Genomic DNA, 21,418 nt, shown 5'->3' on the forward strand with positions numbered 1-21,418 from the left:
GAATTAGCGACCGCCCATAATGGCAATATAATCCTGCGTCCAACGGCTGTAAGGCACGAATTTGCCGCCTTCCGCGATTGGGGTTTTCCAGAAAGCGATTTTGTCGAAGAAGTTGTAGCCGTTGGTTTCACACCCTTTTTCACCCAACAGCGGGCTGGCTTTACAACCATTTGGCACCACGGGCAGTGAGCCAAACCAGGCGGCGACATCGCCCTGCACTTTCGGCGTCAGCGACCAGTTCATCCACTTATAGGCACAAACCGGGTGTTTAGCCTCGCTGTGCAACATGGTGGTATCGGCCCAGCCGGTCACCCCCTCTTTTGGAAAGACCGTGGCGATAGGCTGACCTTCGGCTTTCAGCGCATTCGCCTGATAAGGCCAGGCACCGGAGGCAACCACACCTTCATTTTTGAAATCACTCATTTGCACGGTGGTATCGTGCCAGTAGCGATGGATCAAACCGTGCTGGGTACGCAGCACTTCGAGTACGGCCTGGTACTGTCTTTCATTTAACTGGTAGGGGTCGGTGATGCCCAACTTCGGTTGGGTCGCTTTCAGGTATAACGCGGCATCCGCAAGATAGATTGGGCCATCGTAGGCCTGGACGCGTCCCTGGTTTGTTTTACCATCCGGGAGATCTTGTTTAACAAACACAACGCCCCAACTGTCCGGCGGGGTTGGGAAGGTTTTGGTGTTGTACATCAACAGGTTAGGCCCCCACTGATATGGCGTGCCGTAAACCTTGCCGTCGACGTTAAACCACTCGCCTTTCACGACGCGTGGGTCGACCTCTTTCCAGTTGGGGATCAACGCTGTGTTAATCGGTTGCACGCGTTTGCCCATAATCAGTCGCAGTGACGCATCCCCCGAGGCGGTCACCAGATCGTAGCCCCCTTTTGCCATCAGGCTCACCATCTCATCTGACGTTGCGGCCGTTTTCACATTGACCGCACAGCCCGTCTCTTTTTCAAACTGGGTGACCCAATCGTACTGTTTATCAGTTTGACCCCGTTCGATGTAACCAGGCCAGGCGATAATATCCAGACGACCTTCCGGTTTGTCTAATGAGGTAGGTGGTTCGGCGGCGTGTGCGGTCATCAAGGTCATACCGAGCGCACACAGGCTGCTGCGGGCAAATTTCTTGCTCATAACGTCTTACTCCTGTCGCAAAATATTGAGCGGCAGCCTTGCCGTAAATATATGTCCTTTCCTAAAAATAGTCGGCGGCTTTGAAGCGCACCTGTCGGGGCAAGGAAATTTAATCAGGTTGTGAGCTAACGCGCATTACGCTGCGGATTGCAGCAGCAATGCTAAATCTTCTGGAGTATAGACAAGGAGTTAGGGCGAAGCGGAAAAATACAGCAGGCTATTCAAATTTCCTATGACGGGCAAGACGTTAATAGTAATGGGATTAACAATTGGTCATGAATAACTATTTTGAAAAAGCTCAGGCGCTATTCAAATAAAAACAATAGCGCCAGAGAATTTATTTCAGCATTCCGCGAATCAGATTTCCGAGTTGTTTCACCGCCTGCTCTTCTCTTTCTCCCCACGGCCAGGCGGTATTAAAACGAAAGAAGCGAGTCCATGTGTCTGCGGTAGAAAACATTTTTCCAGGGGCGATACTGATGTGATGCGCCAGCGCTTGCGCGCTCAACGTCCCGGCGTCCAGCGCATCAGGCAGCTCCAGCCAGAGAAAATAGCCACTGTCGTTATGATGAATTTTGACTTCTGCCGGAAGATGACGGAGCAGCGTTTGCCAGGCCTGCTGCTTGCGCTCGGCAAGCTGGCGACGTAAACGGCGTAAGTGGGCGTCATAACGGCGGGTTGCGAGATAATCCACCAACGCCAGTTGCATCGGCGAACTGGTGGAAAGCGTACTCATCAGTTGCAACCGCTGGATTTGCCGGGCGTGCTGACCTGCCGCAACCCAGCCGATGCGAAATCCTGGCACCAGACATTTCGAAAACGACGAGCAATGTAGCACCCTGTCGCTGCGGTCCCAGGCTTTGGCAGGCAAGGGTTTTTCACGGCCAAAATAGAGTTCGCTGTAGACATCATCTTCTATCAGCATCACGTTGTACGTTTCCAGCAGCGCGACCAGTCGCGCCTTTTTCTCCGGGCTGAGCGTGAATCCGAGCGGGTTTTGGCTGTTGGTCATCAGCCAGCACGCTTTCACCGGGTACTCCTGTAATGCCTGTTCCAGCGCCGCTAAATCAATGCCCTCTTTAACATCGGTCGCCACCGACAACGCTTTCAGGCGTAATCGTTCTAACGCCTGCAATGCGCCGTAGAAACACGGATTTTCAACAATCACCCAATCACCAGGTTCGGTCACGGCTTGCAGACTGAGGTTTAACGCCTCCAGCGCCCCGGCGGTGATCACGATTTCATCGGGAGAGACGGTAATGCCCTGCTGGGCATAACGGCGCGCAATTGCATGGCGCAACTCGGCATTCCCCGGCGGCAGGTTTTCAATAACGCTCATCGCCGTGGCGGTCTTGCTGACCTGGGCGAGCGATCGGTTAAGCTGTTGTAGCGGAAATAATCGCGGGTCGGGAAACGCCGAGGCAAACGGCATAACGGAAGCGTCCCGGCTGGCCTGTAACATCTCAAAAATATAGGTATTGATGTCCACCGCTTCATCGCGCATGACCTGCGCAGGCGGCACAACAGGCTGGCGCACCGGACGCGGCGCAACGTAGTAGCCCGATTGCGGGCGGGCAATAATGCGCCCCTGACTTTCCAGCAACTGATAAGCGTGCCCCACCGTCATAAAGCTCATGCCGCTACTGGCAACCTGCTCTCGCAATGACGGTAAACGGTCGCCTGGCTGCCACACGCCGGAGGCGATTTGATCGCGGATCTGTTCGGCCAGTCGCTGATATTTTTTCATTTCTCTTCCTGAACGCGGACAGGGATAAACGCAGTGTATATCAGTTTACATAATCACCTTATTTTTGATAACTGTTATGAACAATTTAGCTCAAAACCTGATACCCGCTTGCCAGTCACACGAGCGTCAGTTTCAGTTCTTTCCCCAGCGCTTTGGCCGCAGCCTGGACGGTATCAATTTTCGTCGAATGGCGTAAATCAAAGAGCCGGGTAATTTCTTGTTTTGGCTTACCAATCCGCGTTGCCAACTCCTGCTGCGTGATGTGAGATTCCAGAAATGCGTTGAGTAACAAAATCTTAGAGGTCACGCTTAACGGGACGTCTATGTAAGCATCTGCATCGCAACGCACTGAAGGCTGCGGTATCGATTCATTGTCCTCAAAATAAAATTCTAACGCGGTCATCAGCGCATCAAAGGCCGCCTCTAAAGACTCCTGACGTGTATCACCCTGTGTTAATGCCTCCGGGATGTCCGGGAACGAGACAACATAACCGCCTTCTGGCGCAGGCGTTAAATTGACGGGATAGCGCATAATGATTTGAGACTCTCGCATGTGGTCAACCTCTTTATCCGTGATGATCAACGCAAACCCAGTTGCTTAAGTATGGCTTTACGCAACGGTTCTTTTATCTCATCGCCGGGATGTCTGGGCATGACGCTGCGTTTCCCGTGATATCTCAGTTTCAAATGGTTGGTACCATTTGTTACTTCAACGCCCTGAGATTCAAGCCAGCGTCTTAATTCGCTTTGCTTCACTGCGCCCCCAACGGTGTATTATAACCACAAAGTAAACGTTTATGTTTACCTGCCTCTTTTTTTTAGCATCTATATCACGCTTTTGTTCATCCGGTATCCGCGACATTTAAAAACGGGAACGCGGATTCCAGAATCGCGTTCATCAGCCCCAACACATAACAGCGTGCAACTGTTATGGTTAAATAAGCGGGTTCTGTTTCTGCCACTGAACATGCCGGACGCTTAAAATTGCGCTGAATCAATTTTTTCTGTGGAGTTAGGCATGTTCGGTCTTGATGCGTTTCACCTGGCGCGGATTCAGTTCGCGTTTACGGTTTCTTTCCACATTATTTTCCCCGCGATCACCATTGGGCTCGCCAGTTACCTGGCGGTACTGGAAGGTCTTTGGCTGAAAACGAAAAACCCCACCTGGCGTTCGCTGTACCATTTTTGGTCAAAAATTTTTGCCGTTAACTTTGGTATGGGGGTCGTCTCGGGCCTGGTGATGGCCTACCAGTTTGGCACCAACTGGAGCGGTTTTTCTGAGTTTGCGGGCAGTATTACCGGCCCATTACTCACCTATGAGGTACTGACCGCCTTCTTCCTGGAGGCAGGATTCCTCGGGGTGATGCTGTTTGGCTGGCACAAAGTGGGCCCCGGACTGCACTTTTTTTCTACCTGCATGGTGGCGCTGGGCACCATTATCTCAACCTTCTGGATCCTCGCTTCAAACAGTTGGATGCAGACACCGCAAGGGTATGAAATCGTCAACGGCCAGGTCGTGCCGGTCGACTGGTTTGCCGTGATTTTCAACCCCTCGTTCCCCTGGCGTCTGTTACATATGTCCGTGGCGGCATTCCTGAGCAGCGCGTTGTTCGTGGGTGCCTCTGCGGCCTGGCACCTGTTGCGCGGCAATAACACGCCCGCCATCCGCGCGATGTTTTCCATGGCGCTGTGGATGCTCTTAATCGTTGCACCTCTCCAGGCGGTGATCGGCGATATGCACGGGCTGAACACCCTGAAGCATCAACCGGCGAAAATTGCCGCCATTGAAGGTCACTGGGAGAATCCTCCCGGCAAGCCCACGCCACTTCTTCTGTTTGGCTGGCCGGATATGGAGCAGGAACGCACCCGCTACGGGCTGGCGATTCCCGCGCTGGGTAGCCTGATCCTCACGCACAGTCTGGATAAACAGGTCCCCGCGCTGAAAGAGTTTGCAAAACAGGATCGTCCAAATTCAACCCTGGTGTTCTGGTCGTTTCGCATAATGGCTGGCCTCGGTATGTTGATGATTCTGTTGGGTGCCATCGCGCTATGGCTGCGCTACAAAGAGCGGCTGTACACTTCGCGACCGTTCCTGCGCTTCGCGTTATGGATGGGCCCCTCAGGATTGGTAGCCATTCTTGCCGGATGGGTCACCACCGAAGTCGGTCGCCAGCCCTGGGTGGTATATGGCCTGCAACGCACCGCTGATGCCGTCTCCGCCCACGGCGATCTGCACATGAGCATCAGTCTGCTGGGTTTCTTTGTGGTCTACAGTTCCGTGTTTGGCGTCGGTTATAGCTACATGATCCGCCTTATCCGCAAAGGACCGCAGGAAGATGATCCCACACCTGCGCCAACCGGTACGCCTGCACGGCCGCTTTCTGCTGCTGTCCTCGATTCTCAACAAGAGGCACATCGCTAATGGGTATTGATTTATCAGTAATTTGGTTTGTTATCATCGTGTTCGCCACGCTGATGTATATCGTGATGGACGGCTTCGATTTAGGGATTGGCATCCTGTTTCCCGCCACCCGTGATGCCGATGATCGCGATGTGATGGTAAACAGCGTCGCCCCGGTCTGGGATGGCAATGAAACCTGGCTGGTGCTGGGCGGCGCGGGATTATTCGGTGCGTTTCCGCTGGCTTATGCGGTGATAGTCGATGCGCTGACCATCCCGCTTACGCTGATGCTAATGGGATTAATCTTTCGCGGCGTCGCTTTTGAATTTCGTTTCAAGGCCACGCCTGCGCACCGCCCTTTCTGGGATAACGCCTTTCTGGGCGGTTCGATACTCGCGACCTTTTCGCAGGGGGTTGTTGTCGGCGCGGTGATCAACGGTTTTTCCGTCACCGGACGCAGCTACAGCGGCGGTCCGTTCGACTGGCTGACGCCGTTTACCCTCTTTTGCGGTGCCGGACTGGTCGTAGCCTACGCGTTGCTGGGCGCCACCTGGCTGGTCATGAAGAGCGAGAATCCCTTGCAGGATAAAATGCGGGCGGCGGCGAAAAAGTGGTTAATGGCGTTATTGCTGGTGATTGCCATCATCAGCCTCTGGACGCCGCTGGCGCACAGTGACATTGCCGCACGCTGGTTTAGCCTGCCGAATTTGTGGTTCCTGCTGCCCGTGCCTGTCCTCGTTGGGCTGTGCAGCCTGTGGCTGTGGCGATCGCTGAACCAGCCTGAGAGCCATGCGCTGCCGTTTATCCTGACATTAGGGCTGATTTTCCTCGGCTTCAGTGGCCTGGGGATCAGTATTTGGCCGCACATTATTCCGCCTTCTATCACCCTATGGCAGGCGGCGGCTCCCGCGCAAAGTCAGGGCTTTATGTTGGTTGGCGCGCTGCTGATTATCCCTGTCATCCTGGTTTACACCTTCTGGAGCTATTACGTTTTTCGTGGAAAAGTTCAACATGGCGAGGGGTATCATTGATGGAACACTCAGTCTGGAAGCGGTTGATGTGGTTGGTTGTCTTGTGGGGAGGCAGCGTACTGGCGCTGGCCGCCGTGGGCATGTTCTTTCGCGTTTTGATGGCGGCGGCCGGGTTTAAAGCGCATTAGTCTGTGTGCCGGGGGCAGCTTTGCTCCCGGCACATGCCTTTCTTCAGCACGCACTGACAAAGTCTTTTCGCAAATTTGAATTGTTGAATAATAACCCGACGAAAGCATGGGCATGATAGCCGCAAAAGGTAATCAGGCGGTGGCATGATGTTTACGAAAGCGTTATCAGTGATGTTACTGACCTGCGCGCTGTTTTCGGGTCAGTTGATGGCGGGACACAAAGGGCACACATTTTTGTGGGTAAAGAATGTGGATCATCAGCTTCGCCATGAAGCGGACAGCGATGAACTTCGTACCGCGGCGGAAGAGTCTGCGGAAGGCTTGCGCGAACACCACTACTGGCAAAAATCACGCAAGCCTGAAACCCATTTTCGCTAACACTTAGCCTTTACGTTTCGGCAGCGTTTTCATCAGTTCATCCGGACTGACCGACGCCACCACACTCCCCGGCAACGGCATTTTCAGAATATGATTTTTGATCTTGCCGATGACATGCATTTCACAGGGACGACAATCAAACTTCAGCGTCAGCACTTCATCGCCGTGGACCAGTTGCATCGGCGTGGCTTTCCAGCTCTTGATATTACCTTTCGCCTGTTTCGGGCACAGGTTAAACGCAAAACGCAGACAGTGTTTGGTGATCATCACCGGTACGTCACCTTTTTCCTCATGCGCTTCATATGCAGAATCAATCAGTTGTACGCCATAGCGATGGTAAAACTCTCGCGCCTTGTGGTTGTAGACGTTTGCCAGAAAGCTGAGATGGCTTTCCGGATATACCGGCGCGGGCTCCGCCACCGGTTTACGGCGACCGCGCTGATAGCTGGCGAGACGTGCGGCGTCCAGCATTTCTGTCGCTTCCCGCCGGAACTGGTTAAGCACGCTGTTCGGCACAAACAGCGCACCGGGCAGATTCACCTGAATATCACGGGCGTAGTACATCGTCTGCCCCAGTTTGGCTAAACCGTCTTTTAAGTTGTTCAGCGCTTTTTCAGCATTGTTAGCGTCGTCGAACTGACCGTCCAGACTGTGCGTAATGCTGACGCCCTCTTCGCTGGTCAGCGTCAGGAGCAGTTGTTCCTGCCAGCCCCCCAGTTCAATATCAACCGCCACGCGGCGCTCGCTGGAGGTTTTCGTTAATGCCTGCTGCCAGTTGTGATCAAGGTTGCGATTGAGCGGGTGATGTGGGCGCACTTTGTGCAGATCCGCAGGCATCTCGTTTGGCCAGACGCGATAACGATTCTGTCCCGTTTTTTCAACGGTATTGGCGCGAAATCCAACCACGTCACGCTTAATCAGCACATTTAATCCGTCACCGTTTGCCAGCGGTTCCGTGACTTCCACGTCGAGATAATCTTTCGCCACTTTCAGAACTTCACCGACCGGAAGACCAATAAATTTCGGTGAATCAAAAGCGCCGATGTCGCCTTTACGGTCATTCACAAAGTAATCGGTGCTGCCGCGGTGGAATGTTTTGTCCGTCGAGGGAATAAAGAAATGTTCAGTGCGTCCCGCTGATGCCCGGGCCAGGTCGCTACGATCGTCGATAATCGCATCCAGCATTTGCCGATAATGGGCGGTGATGTTCTTCACGTAGCTCATGTCTTTGTAGCGCCCTTCAATTTTGAAGGAACGCACACCGGCGTCAATCAACGCCCCCAGATTGGCCGTCTGGTCATTATCTTTCATTGATAACAGGTGTTTTTCATACGACACGACACGACCCTGATCGTCTTTGAGGGTATACGGCAGTCGGCAGGCCTGGGAACAATCGCCACGGTTGGCGCTACGTCCGGTCTGCGCATGAGAGATATAACACTGCCCGGAATAGGCCACACACAGCGCACCGTGGACAAAGAACTCAATGGTGGCGTCGGTCGCCTGATGGATCGCCTGAATCTGGCTCAGACTCAGTTCGCGCGCCAGCACGATCTGGGTAAATCCAACATCAGCAAGAAACTTCGCTTTCTCAACGCTGCGAATATCGCACTGGGTACTGGCATGCAGTTCAATGGGCGGGATATCCAGTTCCAGAATCCCCATGTCCTGTACAATCAGCGCGTCCACACCAGTCTGATACAGATCGGTAATCAACCGCTGTGCGGGTTCCAGCTCATCATCATGCAAAATGGTATTGAGCGTCACAAAGATCTTCGCCCCATAACGGTGAGCGAAAGGCACCAGTTCCGCAATATCTTTCAGGCTGTTACTGGCGTTATGACGCGCGCCAAAGCCGGGGCCACCGATATAGACGGCATCCGCGCCATGCAAAATCGCTTCACGGGCGATGGCCGTGTCGCGGGCCGGGCTTAACAATTCGAGGTGATGAGGTTGCTGGCGCATACAGTGATTACCATCCGATAACAGCGAAATGGCGGCTATTGTAGTCAGAAGCGCCGATTTACGGAATACTTTTCCCGTTTAACCCTGTGGGTAATGAATGAGTGAATGAAAGTGCGCGGTTTGCCCGCTGCTGTTGCGATACGCGTGGGCAACATCCCCGGCAAAACGCACGCCTTCTCCGGCCTGTAGCGTTTTCCATTCACCGTTGATGCACATGTCCAGCTGACCTGAAATGACCACCACATGTTCGATCACGCCGTGTTCATGCGGGGTTGATTCACTGAGCGCGCCGGGCGCCAACAGAATGGAAAAATGGTCAAAACAGAGCTCGGGATCCCAGGGAAACAGCGGTGTGACCACCATCGCTTGCTGTTGTGGATCAAATGCAGGCGGTGTCACGGATTCCGGTGGCGTAATAAAGGTTGAAAACGGCACGTTCAATCCCGTCGCTATCTTCCATAACGTCGCCACCGTGGGACTGGACTCATTGCGTTCTATTTGCCCAAGCATGGCTTTTGAGACGCCCGTCGCCTCGGCCAGACGCGACAGACTCCATTCACGCTGCTGACGTAGCGTTTTCAGGGTGGTGGCCAAATAGTGAGTCAGATTATCCATTTTATCCTCCTGTAAAGAGTCAGCGTACCACTTGTACGCTATAACGCACAAATGTTACAGTGAACGACCGCTATAACGCACAAGAAGGTGCCCATGCGTTCGTTTTCTGTTCCTCTGCCTACGGTGTTGTCTGGATTTGTCGCCGTTCTGGTGGGCTATGCGAGTTCCGCTGCCATCATCTGGCAAGCGGCAATTGCCGCCGGTGCAACCACCGGTCAAATCGCCGGGTGGATGACGGCGCTCGGCGTCGCCATGGGCGTCAGTACCCTCGCGTTAACGTTGTGGTATCGCGCGCCAGTGCTGACCGCATGGTCGACCCCAGGCGCGGCGTTGTTGGTCACCGGACTACAGGGATTGACGCTTCAGGAGGCGGTTGGCGTTTTCATTGTCGCCAATCTGTTGATTGTCCTGTGTGGGGTTACCGGACTGTTTGCCAGGTTAATGCAGATAATTCCACACTCTCTCGCAGCGGCAATGCTGGCTGGGATCCTGCTGCGCTTTGGGTTGCAGGCTTTTAACCGCTTTGACGGTGAGTTTTTACTGTGCGCCAGTATGTTTATCGCCTGGCTGGTGATGAAAATCATCGCGCCGCGCTACGCCATCATCGCCGCGATGCTGGCGGGAATGGTGATTGCGTTGCTGAAAGGTGACGTTGTCACGCAAAGTATTCAATTATCGCCGGTGTTCCCTGCATTTACCGCCCCACAGTTTTCCTTTGCGCACAGCCTTAGCGTGGCGCTACCGCTGTTTCTGGTCACGATGGCGTCGCAAAATGCTCCCGGCATCGCCACCATGAAAGCCTCGGGTTATGCGTTGCCGGTCTCGCCGCTGATCATTTTCACCGGACTTCTGGCGCTGCTTTTCTCCCCCTTTGGCGTCTTTTCCATTTGTATTGCCGCCATTACGGCGGCGATTTGCCAAAGCCCGGAAGCACATCCGGACGCCAAACGTCGCTGGATGGCGGCGGCATCGGCGGGAGTATTTTATCTGCTGGCCGGCGTGTTTGGTGGATCTGTCACCAGCCTGATGGCCGCCCTTCCCGTCACCTGGATTCAGATGCTGGCCGGACTTGCCCTGTTAGGCACCATTGGTGGAAGTCTGTATCAGGCGCTGAACAGCGTGACGGAACGCGATGCCGCTGTCGTTACATTTCTGGTAACAGCAAGCGGAGTGACGTTGCTGGGGATCGGCGCCGCATTCTGGGGGCTCATTGCCGGAGGAGTTTGCTACAGCGCGTTAGGCCTGGCGCGTCGCGCATAGCTGAGACGGTTTTAAACGATGGCTGAAAGGATTTACGAAGCAAAAAACCGATACGAGGGCGAGCAAGCGAAGAGTGGGAGACAAAAAATTGCGCCATCCGAAGATGGCGCAATGTGCTTATTTTTGACCTGTTTTATTGACATCAAACATGGTCGCATCGGTCGCCATGTCGTCAACAACTTGCTTCAACGCTTCGAACGTCATTTGCGTTTTTTCGTTGTTCAGGTCTTTACCTTCACCCTGACGCACAACTTTAATCACCGGCTTGTTGGTTGCCGCGTCGATCAGCTCGCCTTCAAAGTAGAGGTGGGTGTCCATGTCACGATGGCCAGTCGCCATCTGCGTACCTGCAACCACTAACGCTACAGGAACCACTTCATAGAATTGCAGTCCTTCTTTGCTGGTATCCACACCAGTGATCGCACCGCGGAAAATCAGAGTGCGAGGACCTGCGGTTGCGACCAGCGGTTTACGCTGTCCGAGAGCCGTTTTCATTTTGGTGTTGGTATAGCTCAGCAGTTTATCCAGTACTTGCTGTCCAATCTGAGTGCTTGGCTTAGGTACCGGGTAATAGGTAATCGGATTATAAACAATGTTGTCATAATTTGATTGTTTAAAGCCAGGATCGACCCAACGTAAAACAGGATGCCCCGTAGCAGATTTTGTTTCCTTAAGACCAGAATAGTCTTTTAAAAAACCCGAGTATTTCTCTGGCTGAGTGATTTTTGACGCACAGCCCGACAACGCCAGTAAACCAGTAAGCACTGCAACTTTTATTAAAGTTTGAGCACGCATGAAACGATCCCTTAGTTTTTGAAGATATGCATCCGAAATAATAGCAAAGAGAAAATAAATACGATGTACCAAAAATGGTATCACCTGCACAAATTTTATATCTGCGTTCGCTAAAACAACGAATTCCGAACGCAGCGCAGATGACAATCATCGTCTGGCAATCGGAATTACCCGTTTTTACGCGCCAGTATTGTCGCAAAACGTAATTTAATTCGGTTGCCATTAGCATCCGTACGATGTAATTCTCCGACATCTTCGTTGTATTTCAGCAGTTCCCAGCCTTCATAATAATCGCGCAATTCACCCTCTTTAAAGGTAAAGGGGAAATCTACGGTACACGGGAAATCTTCCGTATCCATCGCCGCCACGATCAGGTTATAGCCTCCCGGTTTTGTGCAGCGCTGCATATTCGCAATCAATCCCGGAATGGTGTTTGCTTCAAGGAACATCAACACCACGGTAGAAAGAATAAAATCATACTCGCCGTCAAAACTCAGCGTATTGAGATCGACAACCTTCTCATGCACGTTTTCCAGCCCTTCCGCCGCTTTAATGCGTGTCACGTTGGCGATACTCATCGGGTTTTTATCCCATGCCGTCACGTCGAAACCGTTGGCCGCCAGATAAAGGCTATTGCGGCCATTGCCACAGCCCAGATCCAGTGTTTTTCCAGGTTTGACAACCTTAACGGCCTCTAACACTTCAGAATGGGTGCGGGTGAGATCGTATTTTTCAGTAAAGTAATTTTCGTCGCGAAGGGTCATTTTTTATCCTCAGATTTTTGTAATGTTGCACGTTCGGCGCGAATCAGCAGTCTTCCCTGCATCAGTAAAGCAACCGTACGTACCAGCAATAACGCAATGATAAAATTGGTGAAAATAAACAGTGGGATCGACAAAGTATGGAAAAACCCTGTCGGCGAGCCATTCCCCAGATGCAATCCTGTGGTAGCCAGCGCAGAAACGCCGAACGAGAAACTCCAGAACGAGGCATTAAACGGTTGCGACAGATACCACGGCATTAACCGCAACATAAAAAGCAGTTGCAACAAACCGTAGCCAAACAGCATTTTCGCCAGAATATCGCCTTCGCCACCGTTGACACTCAGCCAGGCGCTACAGGCCACCAGCGCGGGCGCTAACTGAATGCCAAGAGAGGTGCGCAACATTGTTGGCAACTCTCCGGCGCTGCGCAGACGCTGCAAAATAACCGGCTCCAGGCTCAGCCACGAGAACACACCGGCACCTAAAAAGACCAGACCGGCATCATTGAAACCGAGCGCACCGCAGGCCATCGCGCTGATAAAGTTGTTCGCCACCGTCGGCAAATACAAACCCGGTGTCGTGGCTTCTTCCGGATGTGAGCCCCGCCACAATCCGGCTGTTTGCCACGCGGCGTAAGTTAACTGAATGACGACGCCAATACTGAATAACACAACCGATAACGGACGACACCAGGGCACAAAGCCAATGGCGACCAGCATGGTCGTCGCGGGGAACAGGCTCACAAAGCTGCTCATCACCGGATGGCGCACTTCGGCCAGCACACTGTGGGGAAAGCGCACCAGGCGACTGAGAAACGCAAGCGTCAGCAATCCCCAGATGATCATCGCCAGTATCACCAGACCATCGCCTATCCAGTGGCTTACAGGCCAAATCTGACTTGCATATCGCCATGCGAAGCCCATACCGATGGTGCCCAGGACCATGCCAAAGTATCCCGCAGGAAGATTGAGCACCCGGTCGTTCTGTTTTTTATTACTCATTTCGTTTAATTTATAAATTATATTTGAAATGCATTTTATGAAATTTCGCTATGTTTATCCAGAGCCGAAATATTTGCTACGGTTATCTTAAGCGACTGAGTGGAAATAACCCATGACCAAATATCGTTTGAGTGAAGAACAGCGATCTTTTAGTTTTCAGGAGAATGGCAGTAAAAAAAGCGTCCTCCTGCGCCAAATCATCGCGCTGCAAGACTTTAACGACGTCAAGGCGGGCACGCCAGGTGGCTGGGTGGACGCGGATTCCGTTCTCGCGCAGGAAGGTCACTGCTGGATCTACGATGAAAATAGTCTTGCTTTTGCCGGAGCGCGGATTTCCGGGAATGCCCGAATTACCCAGCATTGTGTGATCAAAGAGGACGCGCAAATCGGTGACAACACCTGGATAGACCAGGCAGAAATCAGTCATGGCGCCCGAATAAGTGACAATGTCACCATTCAGCATTCCGTGGTTCGCGGTATTTGTCACCTCTTTGGCGATGCGCGTGTTTTGCATCAGTCCGAAATTATCGCCGCGATTGGGTTAACGCGCGCTAATGACCTGATATTGCAAATCTATGACCGCGCCACGGTAAGTCGCTCGCGGGTAGTGCATCAGGCGCAAATCTATGGGGATGCGATCGTCAATGAGGCATTTATCGAACACCGTGCTGAAGTGTTTGATTTTGCGCTGATCGAAGGCAATGCCGAAAACAATGTCTGGATTTGCGATTGCGCGAAAGTGTACGGTCACGCCCGTATCATTGCCGGTACTCACGAGGATGCCATACCCACCCTGCGCTACAGCTCGCAGGTGGCCGAACACGCGACCGTGGAAGGGAATTGTGTGTTGAAACATCACGTGCTGGTCGGCGGGCGCGCCCATCTGAGCGGCGGGCCCATTTTGCTCGATGATCATGTTTTAATCGAGGGCGACACCCGTGTGATGGGCGAAGTATTGATAGAACACCGTGTTGAAATCAGCGACCGGGCGACGGTGGAAGCCTTTGATGGCGACAGTATTCACCTGCGCGGGCCGAAGACCATTAACGGTGAGCAGCATATTACGCGTACTCCCTTAGCGGGTTTACTGTGAAACAGTATCAATAATACGGGCGTACATATTGACGTCGTGATAATCGCCGTTGAGAAACTCAGCCTGTTTCATACAGCCTTCCAGCGTGAAGCCATTGTGGAGAGCCACGCGGTTGCTTCTGGCGTTATCGACACGGCATTTGATGACAAAGCGTCGGATCTCGCCACGCTGCGCATAAAAATGGATTACGCCCTGCAGCGCCCGCGAAAGGATCCCCTGCCCCTGATTTTCTTCATCCAGCCAGTAACCGATATAGGCCGTTTTATTAAGCGGTTCGATTGCATTAAACGAAATAACGCCCACAACATCGTCATGATTAAAAATAAGGTACATTTTGGCGTAGCCGCGCTGATGCAACATCATGTTGCCCAGTACGGTTTTGCGGGTGTCCTCTTCTGAATTGACGAATTGCGGCCAGTCCAGCGATTGTTGCAGCCACGCTTTATTTTTGAGGATTAACTGGTGCAGCGGTGTCACATGACTTTCGTCTACCGCCCGCAGTTGTAAGGAGTCGTCGAGAGTGATGATGTCGGACATTTCAGGCCATTTCCACATTGAAAATTAAGATGGCCAGAATAATATCAGATGAAGGGCCTCACCGCAGGTGAAGCCCTTTTTGTACATGCGTTATTCAACGCTTTCTTTTTGCAACATTTTAAGCAGATCGTCCTTCAACAGGAGTTTCTGTTTCTTCAGGCGAACAATATCCAAATTGTATCCACGGCCATCAGAACCTTCCAGCCGGGCAATCTCGTGATCAAGTTTATTGTGTTTTTCAAACAAGGACAGAAAGCGAGGATTCTCGGTTTTCAGTCGGGAAATGAGATCTCTGTACTCTGGAAACATACGCTCTCCCTGTGAGTGGCAAAAATGTGTATGGGAAATACACACAGCCAGCTTACGCAATTAACACAGGGAATACTGCGAACGGGATCGAGTTTAAATCGTGTACAGACGTCAACGGCAGGAAATGTAAAAACGGCTCTTCCCGTCAGGAAGAGCCGTGATAAACGTTACTCGCGCATGATGCGATCGTCGACATACTTGCGTTTGTCTGGGGCTGGCGGGAAATAGTGATATAGCCAGGTTTCACTGATTGCATCACCCTGACAGCGCAGGAACAGGCGCATATCCACCGGGTCGGTAGAGTCCGAGGTGGGATACCAGTCAAACTGAATGCGATACCCGTCGAAAGGTTCAACATAGAGAATTTCGACTTGTTTTGCTTCACCGCTGGAAAGCGTGATCACCGGTTCGATGCCTTTCGGTGCCGCGGCTTTCAGGTCACCGCCGACAAAATCAATGGCAAAGCGACGACACCATTTCTCCGGGTAATGCTCACCCGGCGCCCAACCTTCCGGGAAGCCGCCCATACCGGTGCGGGTTGCCATCACGCGCGCCAGCGGCGAACGTACAGGCGGTTGCGCGCTCCAGTACAAACGATATTTGAACGCCAGTTCGTCACCGGCTTTAATCGCTTTCTCCGGTTGCCAGAAGCAGACGATGTTATCCAGCGTTTCCCCGGTAGTCGGGATCTCCATCAGGCCAATCGTGCCCTTGCCCCATTGATTGCGCGGCTCGACCCACAGGCTTGGGCGTTTGTTATACCAACCCATGATGTCCTGATAGTGGGTAAAATCACGATCAAGCTGCAACAGACCAAACCCTCTCGGGTTGTTGTCGGTATAAGCGTTGAACTGCAGTTTTTGCGGATTATTCAGCGGACGACAAACCCATTCACCGTTGCCGCGCCACATCGCCAGGCGATCGGAATCGTGAATCTGCGGGTGAATGGTGTCGCACATACGGCGTTCGTTATTACCGCAGCTGAACATACTGGTCATTGGCGCAATGCCCAGTTGCTGAATGTCTTTACGGGCATAGATGTGATTTTCCACATCCATGATCACCTGCGTCTTCTCGCAATGGATCACAAACTTATAGGCGCCTGTGACGCTTGGGCTGTCTAACAGCGCGTACACCGTAAACGTGGTGTCGCCCGGCTTCGCGGTTTCAAACCAGAACGCCGTGAAATCAGGAAACTCTTCTTTCTTATCCGCGTAGGTATCAACCGCCAGACCGCGCGCAGACAAACCGTACTGGTAGGTGTCATCAACGGCACGGAAATAGCTGGCACCGAGGAACGACACAATGTCGCGACGCGCCAGTTCCGGTGCCTTAAACGCGCGGAAACCGGCAAACCCAAGGTCGGTCTGCCCTTCCAGTTGTTTTGTGTCGACGCCTGCATCGTTGTATTTGAACAGTTCCGGGCGGAAGTGGATCTCACGCGCCTGATGCGTTCCTGCATCCACGGAGAACATCCGCACGCGACGACGGAATCCCATCCCGACATGGAAGAACTGCACATCGAGCTCGCGGCCTTCAACGTTATTCCACAGCGACTGTTCGGCATCATACTGGATGCTGTTGTACGCCTGCGGCGTCAGATTCGCCAGCGTATTCGGCAGTGCGCGAGTCGCGCCGCCCCACGGTTTCTCGGCCAGGTCGTGCGCCATGGATTGCAGAACAGAGAAGTCAAAACGGACGGTTTGACCATCGGCAATGTCGGATTCGGCCGCAAAGGCAGCGCGAGAAAAGAGAGATGCAATACCACTGGTACCGCACACGGCGGCCATTGCCATTGAACCTTGAATAAATCGTCTACGATCCATACCTGAAAGTGAGTCCTTCTGGTCGTGTGAATGGTCCCGCGCTGGTATGTAACAGCGGCAAGAGAGTGCACGTTTCTGAGCGCTCACTCTAGACAAAATCGATTAATAATCCAATTGTTGCCCGCCGATAATCTGTACAAAAATGAAAATATTTTATGTCGATCGGAACAGACTGATTCCAATGTAAAGTTAGCACAGGGTTATTACAGGGTTGAAACATGTTAATCGGCGTTAATCCAGGCTGACATGGTGTTTCATCACCCGCTTAAACAGTGACATCCGCGCCCGCATAAAACGGTTTTCCACCTTAAAACCGGCAAATTTGTTCAGGCCAATGCGCAACAGGCGATCGCGTCCCTGAATTGCGGCAGGCCAGCGTACCGGGCCGTGCAAAACATCACAGGTACGACTGGCGTGATGGGCGAAGCTGACCCAATAATCCGCCACCTGCGATGCAAACGCCCGATCGTTTTCATTGGCATAATAGCGCGACGGTTCCGCCAGCATCAGCGTATCAAAAACATATGGCACTTCATTGCCGTGCCATGCCCCTTTGGCATAAGTGGCATGCTCGCTTTCCGCGACATAATCGAACCAGTATCGCCAGCAGGGCTCGCCGACCCGCTGCTGCGCTTGCATAACCACATATCCGAGAGTAGTAAACGCCATATCCCGGCACACCTGGCGTCCCAGTTCTTCATCTCCTTTGACGCCGGGATACAACAGCTTGATCAATCCTAATCCGAGTCGGCGCTCCCGGCGTAACTTTTCGATTTGCCCGGCGAGATCGACGCCAAACACCGCCATCACGCTGGCTTCATCGCTGTTTGAGCCAATCAGTACCGGCATGGGATGCTGTTTTCCCGCAAAAAAGACATCGAGCATCGGTTCCGGGAGCACCGCATCGCCAGAGATAGGCGTCGGTGCTATTTTCAACGGCGCGCCGAGCGACCAAAAAGCATGGGCCGGAATCGCCCGTAACTGTTCGGCGGTGGCGTTTTGCAGACCAAAGTGCGCGGCCACGGCGACGCCCTTTTCAAGCGCACTTTCGCGTGGCGTATCGGGCAGCGTATACCCGCTCTGAATCATTGCCTTGTGAAATAGCCCTTTGGCACGCGGTGAGGCCATTAATGAGAGGACGCTGCGCGCGCCAGCGGATTCACCAAACAAAGTGACATTCTGCGTATCGCCCCCGAACGCGGCGATGTTGTCCTGCACCCAACGAAGCGCCGCAATCTGGTCAAGCAAGGCAAAATTGTTCAGGCATTCGCCCTCTTCGCCCTCCAGCGCCGGATGCGCAAAAAAGCCGAGATGACCGAGGCGGTAATTGAGCGTGACGACCACCACCTCTCGTTTTGCCAGCGCTTCGCCATCGTAAGGCGGCAGACACCCGGAACCGATGGTGTAACCCCCACCGTGCAGCCACACCATGACAGGTAATGGCCGGGTACGCGTCGCCGGGGACCAGATATTCAAATAGAGGCAATCTTCCGAAAAACGCCCCGGATCGCCGCCGCCAAGCGCTTTGCAATATTCAATATCCTGCCAGCTTGCACAGGAAAATGCGTGCGCCTGCCGGACGCCCTGCCACGCAGGCGCAGGTTGCGGCGCACGCCAGCGCAGTTCGCCTGTCGGCGCCGCCGCATAAGGGATCCCACGCCAGAGATGGATGCCGCCTTGCGCGACACCCATAAGGTTACCCTGCTGCGTTTCCGCCAGCGGGAGGGAAGGGATTTTCATAACAATATCCTGATACTACGTCTTTCACATCCCAACAGGATACCGCGTTCAGAGCAGGCCGCAACGCCGCTTGCTGCGTTCTTCCGCCTCCTGGTACAACACAAACTCATCATAGACCGGACAACCTAATGCCTGCTCGAAGGCGTCACGGCTGGCATTACCGTGGCTGCGTGCCTGGGTTTCATTGCCGAGATTTGACTGAAAAATTCCCGCCGCGCTCACCGGCAGAAAATCTTCATAGGTAATGGGTTGCGCCACCACCCACCCACGCTCGATAAGCGGTTGCGGGTCATCTCCCGCATGGATCGCCTGACGATGCGCCTCGCCCGATGGCGTCAGGCGATAGCGAAACCAGGCCAGTCCTTGCTGGCGCAGGAGAAATTCGCTGTCGGGAAAGGATTTGAACACGTCCTGCAAATGGAGTTGGTGCGTGAGATTATCTTTACCGGTCCCGGCCTGTTGCAGCAGCGTGTCATACAGCGCCCGGCCTTTTGGCGTCAGCGCCACGCCGCGCTGTTCGATTTCACCAAACCTCGCCGAATGAGTTCCCTGCATTTCACCGGCAAACAGCACCGGCTCTTCCAGCGCTTTAAAACTGGTCTGGCGCAACAGAATCGGCACGTCGCGGCGCGGCGGGCCTTCAATCAAAACTTTGGGTTCGATTCCGCACTCCGGCATCATGGATTGCACCCTATCGATGTCCAGCGTACGCGGCGTCAGGTGATTAATATGGCAACCGGGGAAACATACCACGTCAGCAATCAGGCGGTGTTCATTGTGCAACGCATGGTATGTCGCCTCATCGACCGTGGCATGGCGATGCCAGCGAAAAGTCTCCAGCGCTTCCTGAACAAACTCTCGCGCCTGAGCAAGGGTAAAACTGCCCTGTGCGTCAAATTCATCCAACAGTTCATGGCAACGCGGGGTAAAAATATCGCGCTTCGCCAGGATCTCTGCCGCTCGCTTTCTGAGACCTTCGTTCTCGATAAGCTCGAGTCGTAACAACGAAGTAAAGACGCGGAAAGGATTGCGGGAAAGTGAAGCATCATCAATGGGGCGAAAGGCGGTGGAATGCACAGGGACGCCCGCCTGGGAAAGATCGTAATAGCTCACAGGATACATCCCCATAATGGCGAACATCCTGCGCAGCGTGGAAAGCTCCTGCGCGGTTCCTACCCGAATCGCGCCGTGACGCTCCACGTTTAGCCGCGCCAGTTCATCGGCATTGGCCAGTTTTTCATGTAGCGTCGGATTATTTTCCAGTACCGACAGATTCACGTCAGCGACAAGTTCCAGCAATGTACCGTATTGCGGCACTTCCTGCTGGTACATTGCTGACATTGCCTGCGAAAAGTGTTCCCGAATCTCATCTGCCGTGATGGTGTTCGCCATAATGTCATGCCTCCAGTGAATATTACCTGGAGTGTAGAGAACGCTATTCACTCTGGGGGGAAGAATTTACGAAGTGTGATCTCGCCTGAATTCGTCCCTACCCCCCGCGTTTACCCCCTCCTCCTCAGATGGCCGACATGCGCCAGGTCGGTAAGCACATCGCAGAACGGTACAAAACATAAGCAAAACAAAACAGTTGTAACTCAAATGCTTTAAATGTTAATAATAATTTGCTAGCAGGTTATCAAAAACAAACAACTTTACTTGTCACCAACACTGCTCTGTTTTTAACATCTATTATGGAAAAAAATGGTTTGTTCAGTCAGCGCATTCGCTTGCGCCACCTTCATACTTTCGTAGCCGTCGCCCAACAGGGAACACTGGGGCGCGCGGCTGAAACCCTCAACTTGAGTCAACCGGCGCTCTCCAAAACGCTTAACGAGCTGGAGCAATTGACCGGAACCCGTCTTTTTGATCGTGGACGCCTCGGCGCGCAACTCACGCTGCCTGGCGAACAGTTTCTTACCCATGCAGTGAAAGTGCTTGATGCGCTAAACACGGCAGGACAGGCGCTGAACCGCAAAGAAGGTATCAACCATGATGTGGTGCGCATTGGCGCCCTACCTACCGCCGCGCTGGGGATCCTCCCCGCTGTGATTGGACAATTTCATCAGCAACAAAAAGAGACGACCCTGCAAGTGGCGACCATGAACAATCCCATGCTACTGGCGGGTTTGAAATCGGGAGAGATCGATCTGGGGATTGGCCGAATGTCCGACCCGGAATTGATGAGCGGACTCAATTATGAATTATTGTTTCTCGAATCTCTGAAACTGGTTGTGCGCCCCAACCACCCGTTGTTGCAGGAAACGGTGACGCTGAGTCGCGTAACGGACTGGCCGGTCGTTGTCTCCCCTAAAGGCACCGTCCCCCGGCAAAATGCAGAAGCCTTACTGCAAAGCCAGGGTTGTAAAATGCCTTCCGGCTGCATTGAGACACTTTCAGCGTCACTTTCTCGTCAGCTTACCGTCGATTATGACTACGTTTGGTTCGTGCCTTCCGGCGCAGTCAGGGACGATTTACGTCAGGCGACGCTGGTGTCGCTGCCAATTCCGTCTCAGGGGGCCGGTGAACCTATCGGGATCCTCACCCGGGTCGATACGACCCTTTCCTCTGCGGCGCAAACGCTGATTTCAACGATTCGCAAATCCATGCCTCTCTGACCCCTTCGCGTTGCCGTCACCCGGCCCGTCATTAGCAGAAAGTCAGGCCGGGTCAACCCCGGCC

Annotated in this window: 21 protein-coding genes; 7 read left to right on the forward strand and 14 right to left on the reverse strand. The window is 53.2% G+C overall.

Translation table 11 applies throughout. The features are described 5' to 3' along the window. Positions 1 to 3: 3 nt before the first annotated feature. From ydcS to NNO04_RS09835, 4 genes are all read right to left on the reverse strand, one after another. On the reverse strand, positions 4 to 1,149 hold the full coding sequence (gene ydcS, locus NNO04_RS09820; protein ID WP_271444497.1) for a putative ABC transporter substrate-binding protein YdcS: 1,146 nt from the start codon (positions 1,147 to 1,149) through the stop codon (positions 4 to 6). Between the two features lie 337 nt (positions 1,150 to 1,486). After that, entirely contained in the window at positions 1,487 to 2,896 is a 1,410-nt protein-coding gene (locus NNO04_RS09825; RefSeq protein ID WP_271444498.1) for an aminotransferase-like domain-containing protein, read from the reverse strand. A 115-nt stretch (positions 2,897 to 3,011) separates the two neighbouring features. Then, positions 3,012 to 3,428 carry a type II toxin-antitoxin system HicB family antitoxin gene (locus NNO04_RS09830; RefSeq protein WP_271444527.1) on the reverse strand — a complete coding sequence of 139 codons (417 nt, stop codon included), beginning with the start codon at positions 3,426 to 3,428 and terminating at the stop codon, positions 3,012 to 3,014. Positions 3,429 to 3,475: 47 nt separating this feature from the next. Beyond that, positions 3,476 to 3,652 (reverse strand): type II toxin-antitoxin system HicA family toxin, encoded by a 177-nt coding sequence (locus NNO04_RS09835; RefSeq protein ID WP_162382286.1) that lies wholly within the window; start codon positions 3,650 to 3,652, stop codon positions 3,476 to 3,478. Between the two features lie 262 nt (positions 3,653 to 3,914). On the opposite strand from NNO04_RS09835, the gene NNO04_RS09840 reads away from it, so the two are divergent. From NNO04_RS09840 to NNO04_RS09855, 4 genes are all read left to right on the forward strand, one after another. Then, positions 3,915 to 5,318, forward strand: coding sequence for a cytochrome ubiquinol oxidase subunit I (locus tag NNO04_RS09840; RefSeq protein ID WP_271444499.1), 1,404 nt, complete (start codon positions 3,915 to 3,917; stop codon positions 5,316 to 5,318). Continuing rightward, positions 5,318 to 6,328 carry a cytochrome d ubiquinol oxidase subunit II gene (cydB, locus tag NNO04_RS09845; protein WP_271444500.1) on the forward strand — a complete coding sequence of 337 codons (1,011 nt, stop codon included), beginning with the start codon at positions 5,318 to 5,320 and terminating at the stop codon, positions 6,326 to 6,328. Before NNO04_RS09840 ends, cydB begins: the two co-directional genes overlap by 1 nt. Further along, positions 6,328 to 6,456 carry a DUF2474 domain-containing protein gene (locus NNO04_RS09850; protein WP_271444501.1) on the forward strand — a complete coding sequence of 43 codons (129 nt, stop codon included), beginning with the start codon at positions 6,328 to 6,330 and terminating at the stop codon, positions 6,454 to 6,456. The genes cydB and NNO04_RS09850 overlap by 1 nt, the downstream gene beginning before the upstream one ends. A gap of 147 nt (positions 6,457 to 6,603) precedes the next feature. Continuing rightward, positions 6,604 to 6,834 (forward strand): DUF2554 family protein, encoded by a 231-nt coding sequence (locus NNO04_RS09855; RefSeq protein ID WP_271444528.1) that lies wholly within the window; start codon positions 6,604 to 6,606, stop codon positions 6,832 to 6,834. A gap of 3 nt (positions 6,835 to 6,837) precedes the next feature. On the opposite strand, the gene NNO04_RS09860 is transcribed toward NNO04_RS09855, so the two are convergent. Beyond that, positions 6,838 to 8,799: a peptidase U32 family protein gene (locus NNO04_RS09860; RefSeq protein WP_271444502.1), complete on the reverse strand. Its 1,962-nt coding sequence runs from the start codon at positions 8,797 to 8,799 to the stop codon at positions 6,838 to 6,840. 78 nt (positions 8,800 to 8,877) lie between these two features. Then, positions 8,878 to 9,414 (reverse strand): helix-turn-helix domain-containing protein, encoded by a 537-nt coding sequence (locus NNO04_RS09865; RefSeq protein ID WP_271444503.1) that lies wholly within the window; start codon positions 9,412 to 9,414, stop codon positions 8,878 to 8,880. A 72-nt stretch (positions 9,415 to 9,486) separates the two neighbouring features. Between NNO04_RS09865 and NNO04_RS09870 the strand changes: the two genes are divergently transcribed. Continuing rightward, positions 9,487 to 10,674 carry a benzoate/H(+) symporter BenE family transporter gene (locus NNO04_RS09870; RefSeq protein ID WP_333908989.1) on the forward strand — a complete coding sequence of 396 codons (1,188 nt, stop codon included), beginning with the start codon at positions 9,487 to 9,489 and terminating at the stop codon, positions 10,672 to 10,674. Positions 10,675 to 10,791: 117 nt separating this feature from the next. On the opposite strand, the gene NNO04_RS09875 is transcribed toward NNO04_RS09870, so the two are convergent. From NNO04_RS09875 to tehA, 3 genes are all read right to left on the reverse strand, one after another. Continuing rightward, positions 10,792 to 11,469 (reverse strand): DUF3313 domain-containing protein, encoded by a 678-nt coding sequence (locus NNO04_RS09875; RefSeq protein ID WP_271444529.1) that lies wholly within the window; start codon positions 11,467 to 11,469, stop codon positions 10,792 to 10,794. A 167-nt stretch (positions 11,470 to 11,636) separates the two neighbouring features. Continuing rightward, positions 11,637 to 12,233 carry a tellurite resistance methyltransferase TehB gene (gene tehB / locus NNO04_RS09880; RefSeq protein WP_271444505.1) on the reverse strand — a complete coding sequence of 199 codons (597 nt, stop codon included), beginning with the start codon at positions 12,231 to 12,233 and terminating at the stop codon, positions 11,637 to 11,639. Then, entirely contained in the window at positions 12,230 to 13,234 is a 1,005-nt protein-coding gene (gene tehA, locus NNO04_RS09885; protein ID WP_271444506.1) for a dicarboxylate transporter/tellurite-resistance protein TehA, read from the reverse strand. Before tehA ends, tehB begins: the two co-directional genes overlap by 4 nt. Positions 13,235 to 13,346: 112 nt before the next feature. Between tehA and ydcK the strand changes: the two genes are divergently transcribed. Next, positions 13,347 to 14,327: a YdcK family protein gene (ydcK, locus tag NNO04_RS09890; protein ID WP_271444507.1), complete on the forward strand. Its 981-nt coding sequence runs from the start codon at positions 13,347 to 13,349 to the stop codon at positions 14,325 to 14,327. On the opposite strand, the gene rimL is transcribed toward ydcK, so the two are convergent. The 5 genes from rimL to hglS all read right to left on the reverse strand — a co-directional run bounded on the left by rimL (position 14,319) and on the right by hglS (position 20,131). Beyond that, complete coding sequence (rimL, locus tag NNO04_RS09895) at positions 14,319 to 14,864, reverse strand: 50S ribosomal protein L7/L12-serine acetyltransferase (RefSeq protein ID WP_271444508.1); 546 nt, start codon at positions 14,862 to 14,864, stop codon at positions 14,319 to 14,321. The genes ydcK and rimL overlap by 9 nt on opposite strands. 90 nt (positions 14,865 to 14,954) lie before the next feature. Next, on the reverse strand, positions 14,955 to 15,173 hold the full coding sequence (locus NNO04_RS09900) for a YdcH family protein (RefSeq protein ID WP_192612273.1): 219 nt from the start codon (positions 15,171 to 15,173) through the stop codon (positions 14,955 to 14,957). Positions 15,174 to 15,340: 167 nt separating this feature from the next. Continuing rightward, on the reverse strand, positions 15,341 to 16,999 hold the full coding sequence (locus NNO04_RS09905; RefSeq protein WP_271444509.1) for a glucan biosynthesis protein D: 1,659 nt from the start codon (positions 16,997 to 16,999) through the stop codon (positions 15,341 to 15,343). Positions 17,000 to 17,230: 231 nt separating this feature from the next. Then, on the reverse strand, positions 17,231 to 18,739 hold the full coding sequence (locus tag NNO04_RS09910) for a carboxylesterase/lipase family protein (RefSeq protein ID WP_271444510.1): 1,509 nt from the start codon (positions 18,737 to 18,739) through the stop codon (positions 17,231 to 17,233). A 48-nt stretch (positions 18,740 to 18,787) separates the two neighbouring features. Then, positions 18,788 to 20,131 carry a 2-oxoadipate dioxygenase/decarboxylase HglS gene (hglS, locus tag NNO04_RS09915; RefSeq protein ID WP_271444511.1) on the reverse strand — a complete coding sequence of 448 codons (1,344 nt, stop codon included), beginning with the start codon at positions 20,129 to 20,131 and terminating at the stop codon, positions 18,788 to 18,790. A 299-nt stretch (positions 20,132 to 20,430) separates the two neighbouring features. Between hglS and NNO04_RS09920 the strand changes: the two genes are divergently transcribed. Next, complete coding sequence (locus tag NNO04_RS09920; RefSeq protein WP_271444512.1) at positions 20,431 to 21,354, forward strand: LysR substrate-binding domain-containing protein; 924 nt, start codon at positions 20,431 to 20,433, stop codon at positions 21,352 to 21,354. Positions 21,355 to 21,418 lie beyond the last annotated feature (64 nt).

Source organism: Citrobacter sp. Awk 4 (assembly GCF_028069725.1).
Classification (GTDB): Bacteria; Pseudomonadota; Gammaproteobacteria; order Enterobacterales; family Enterobacteriaceae; genus Citrobacter_D.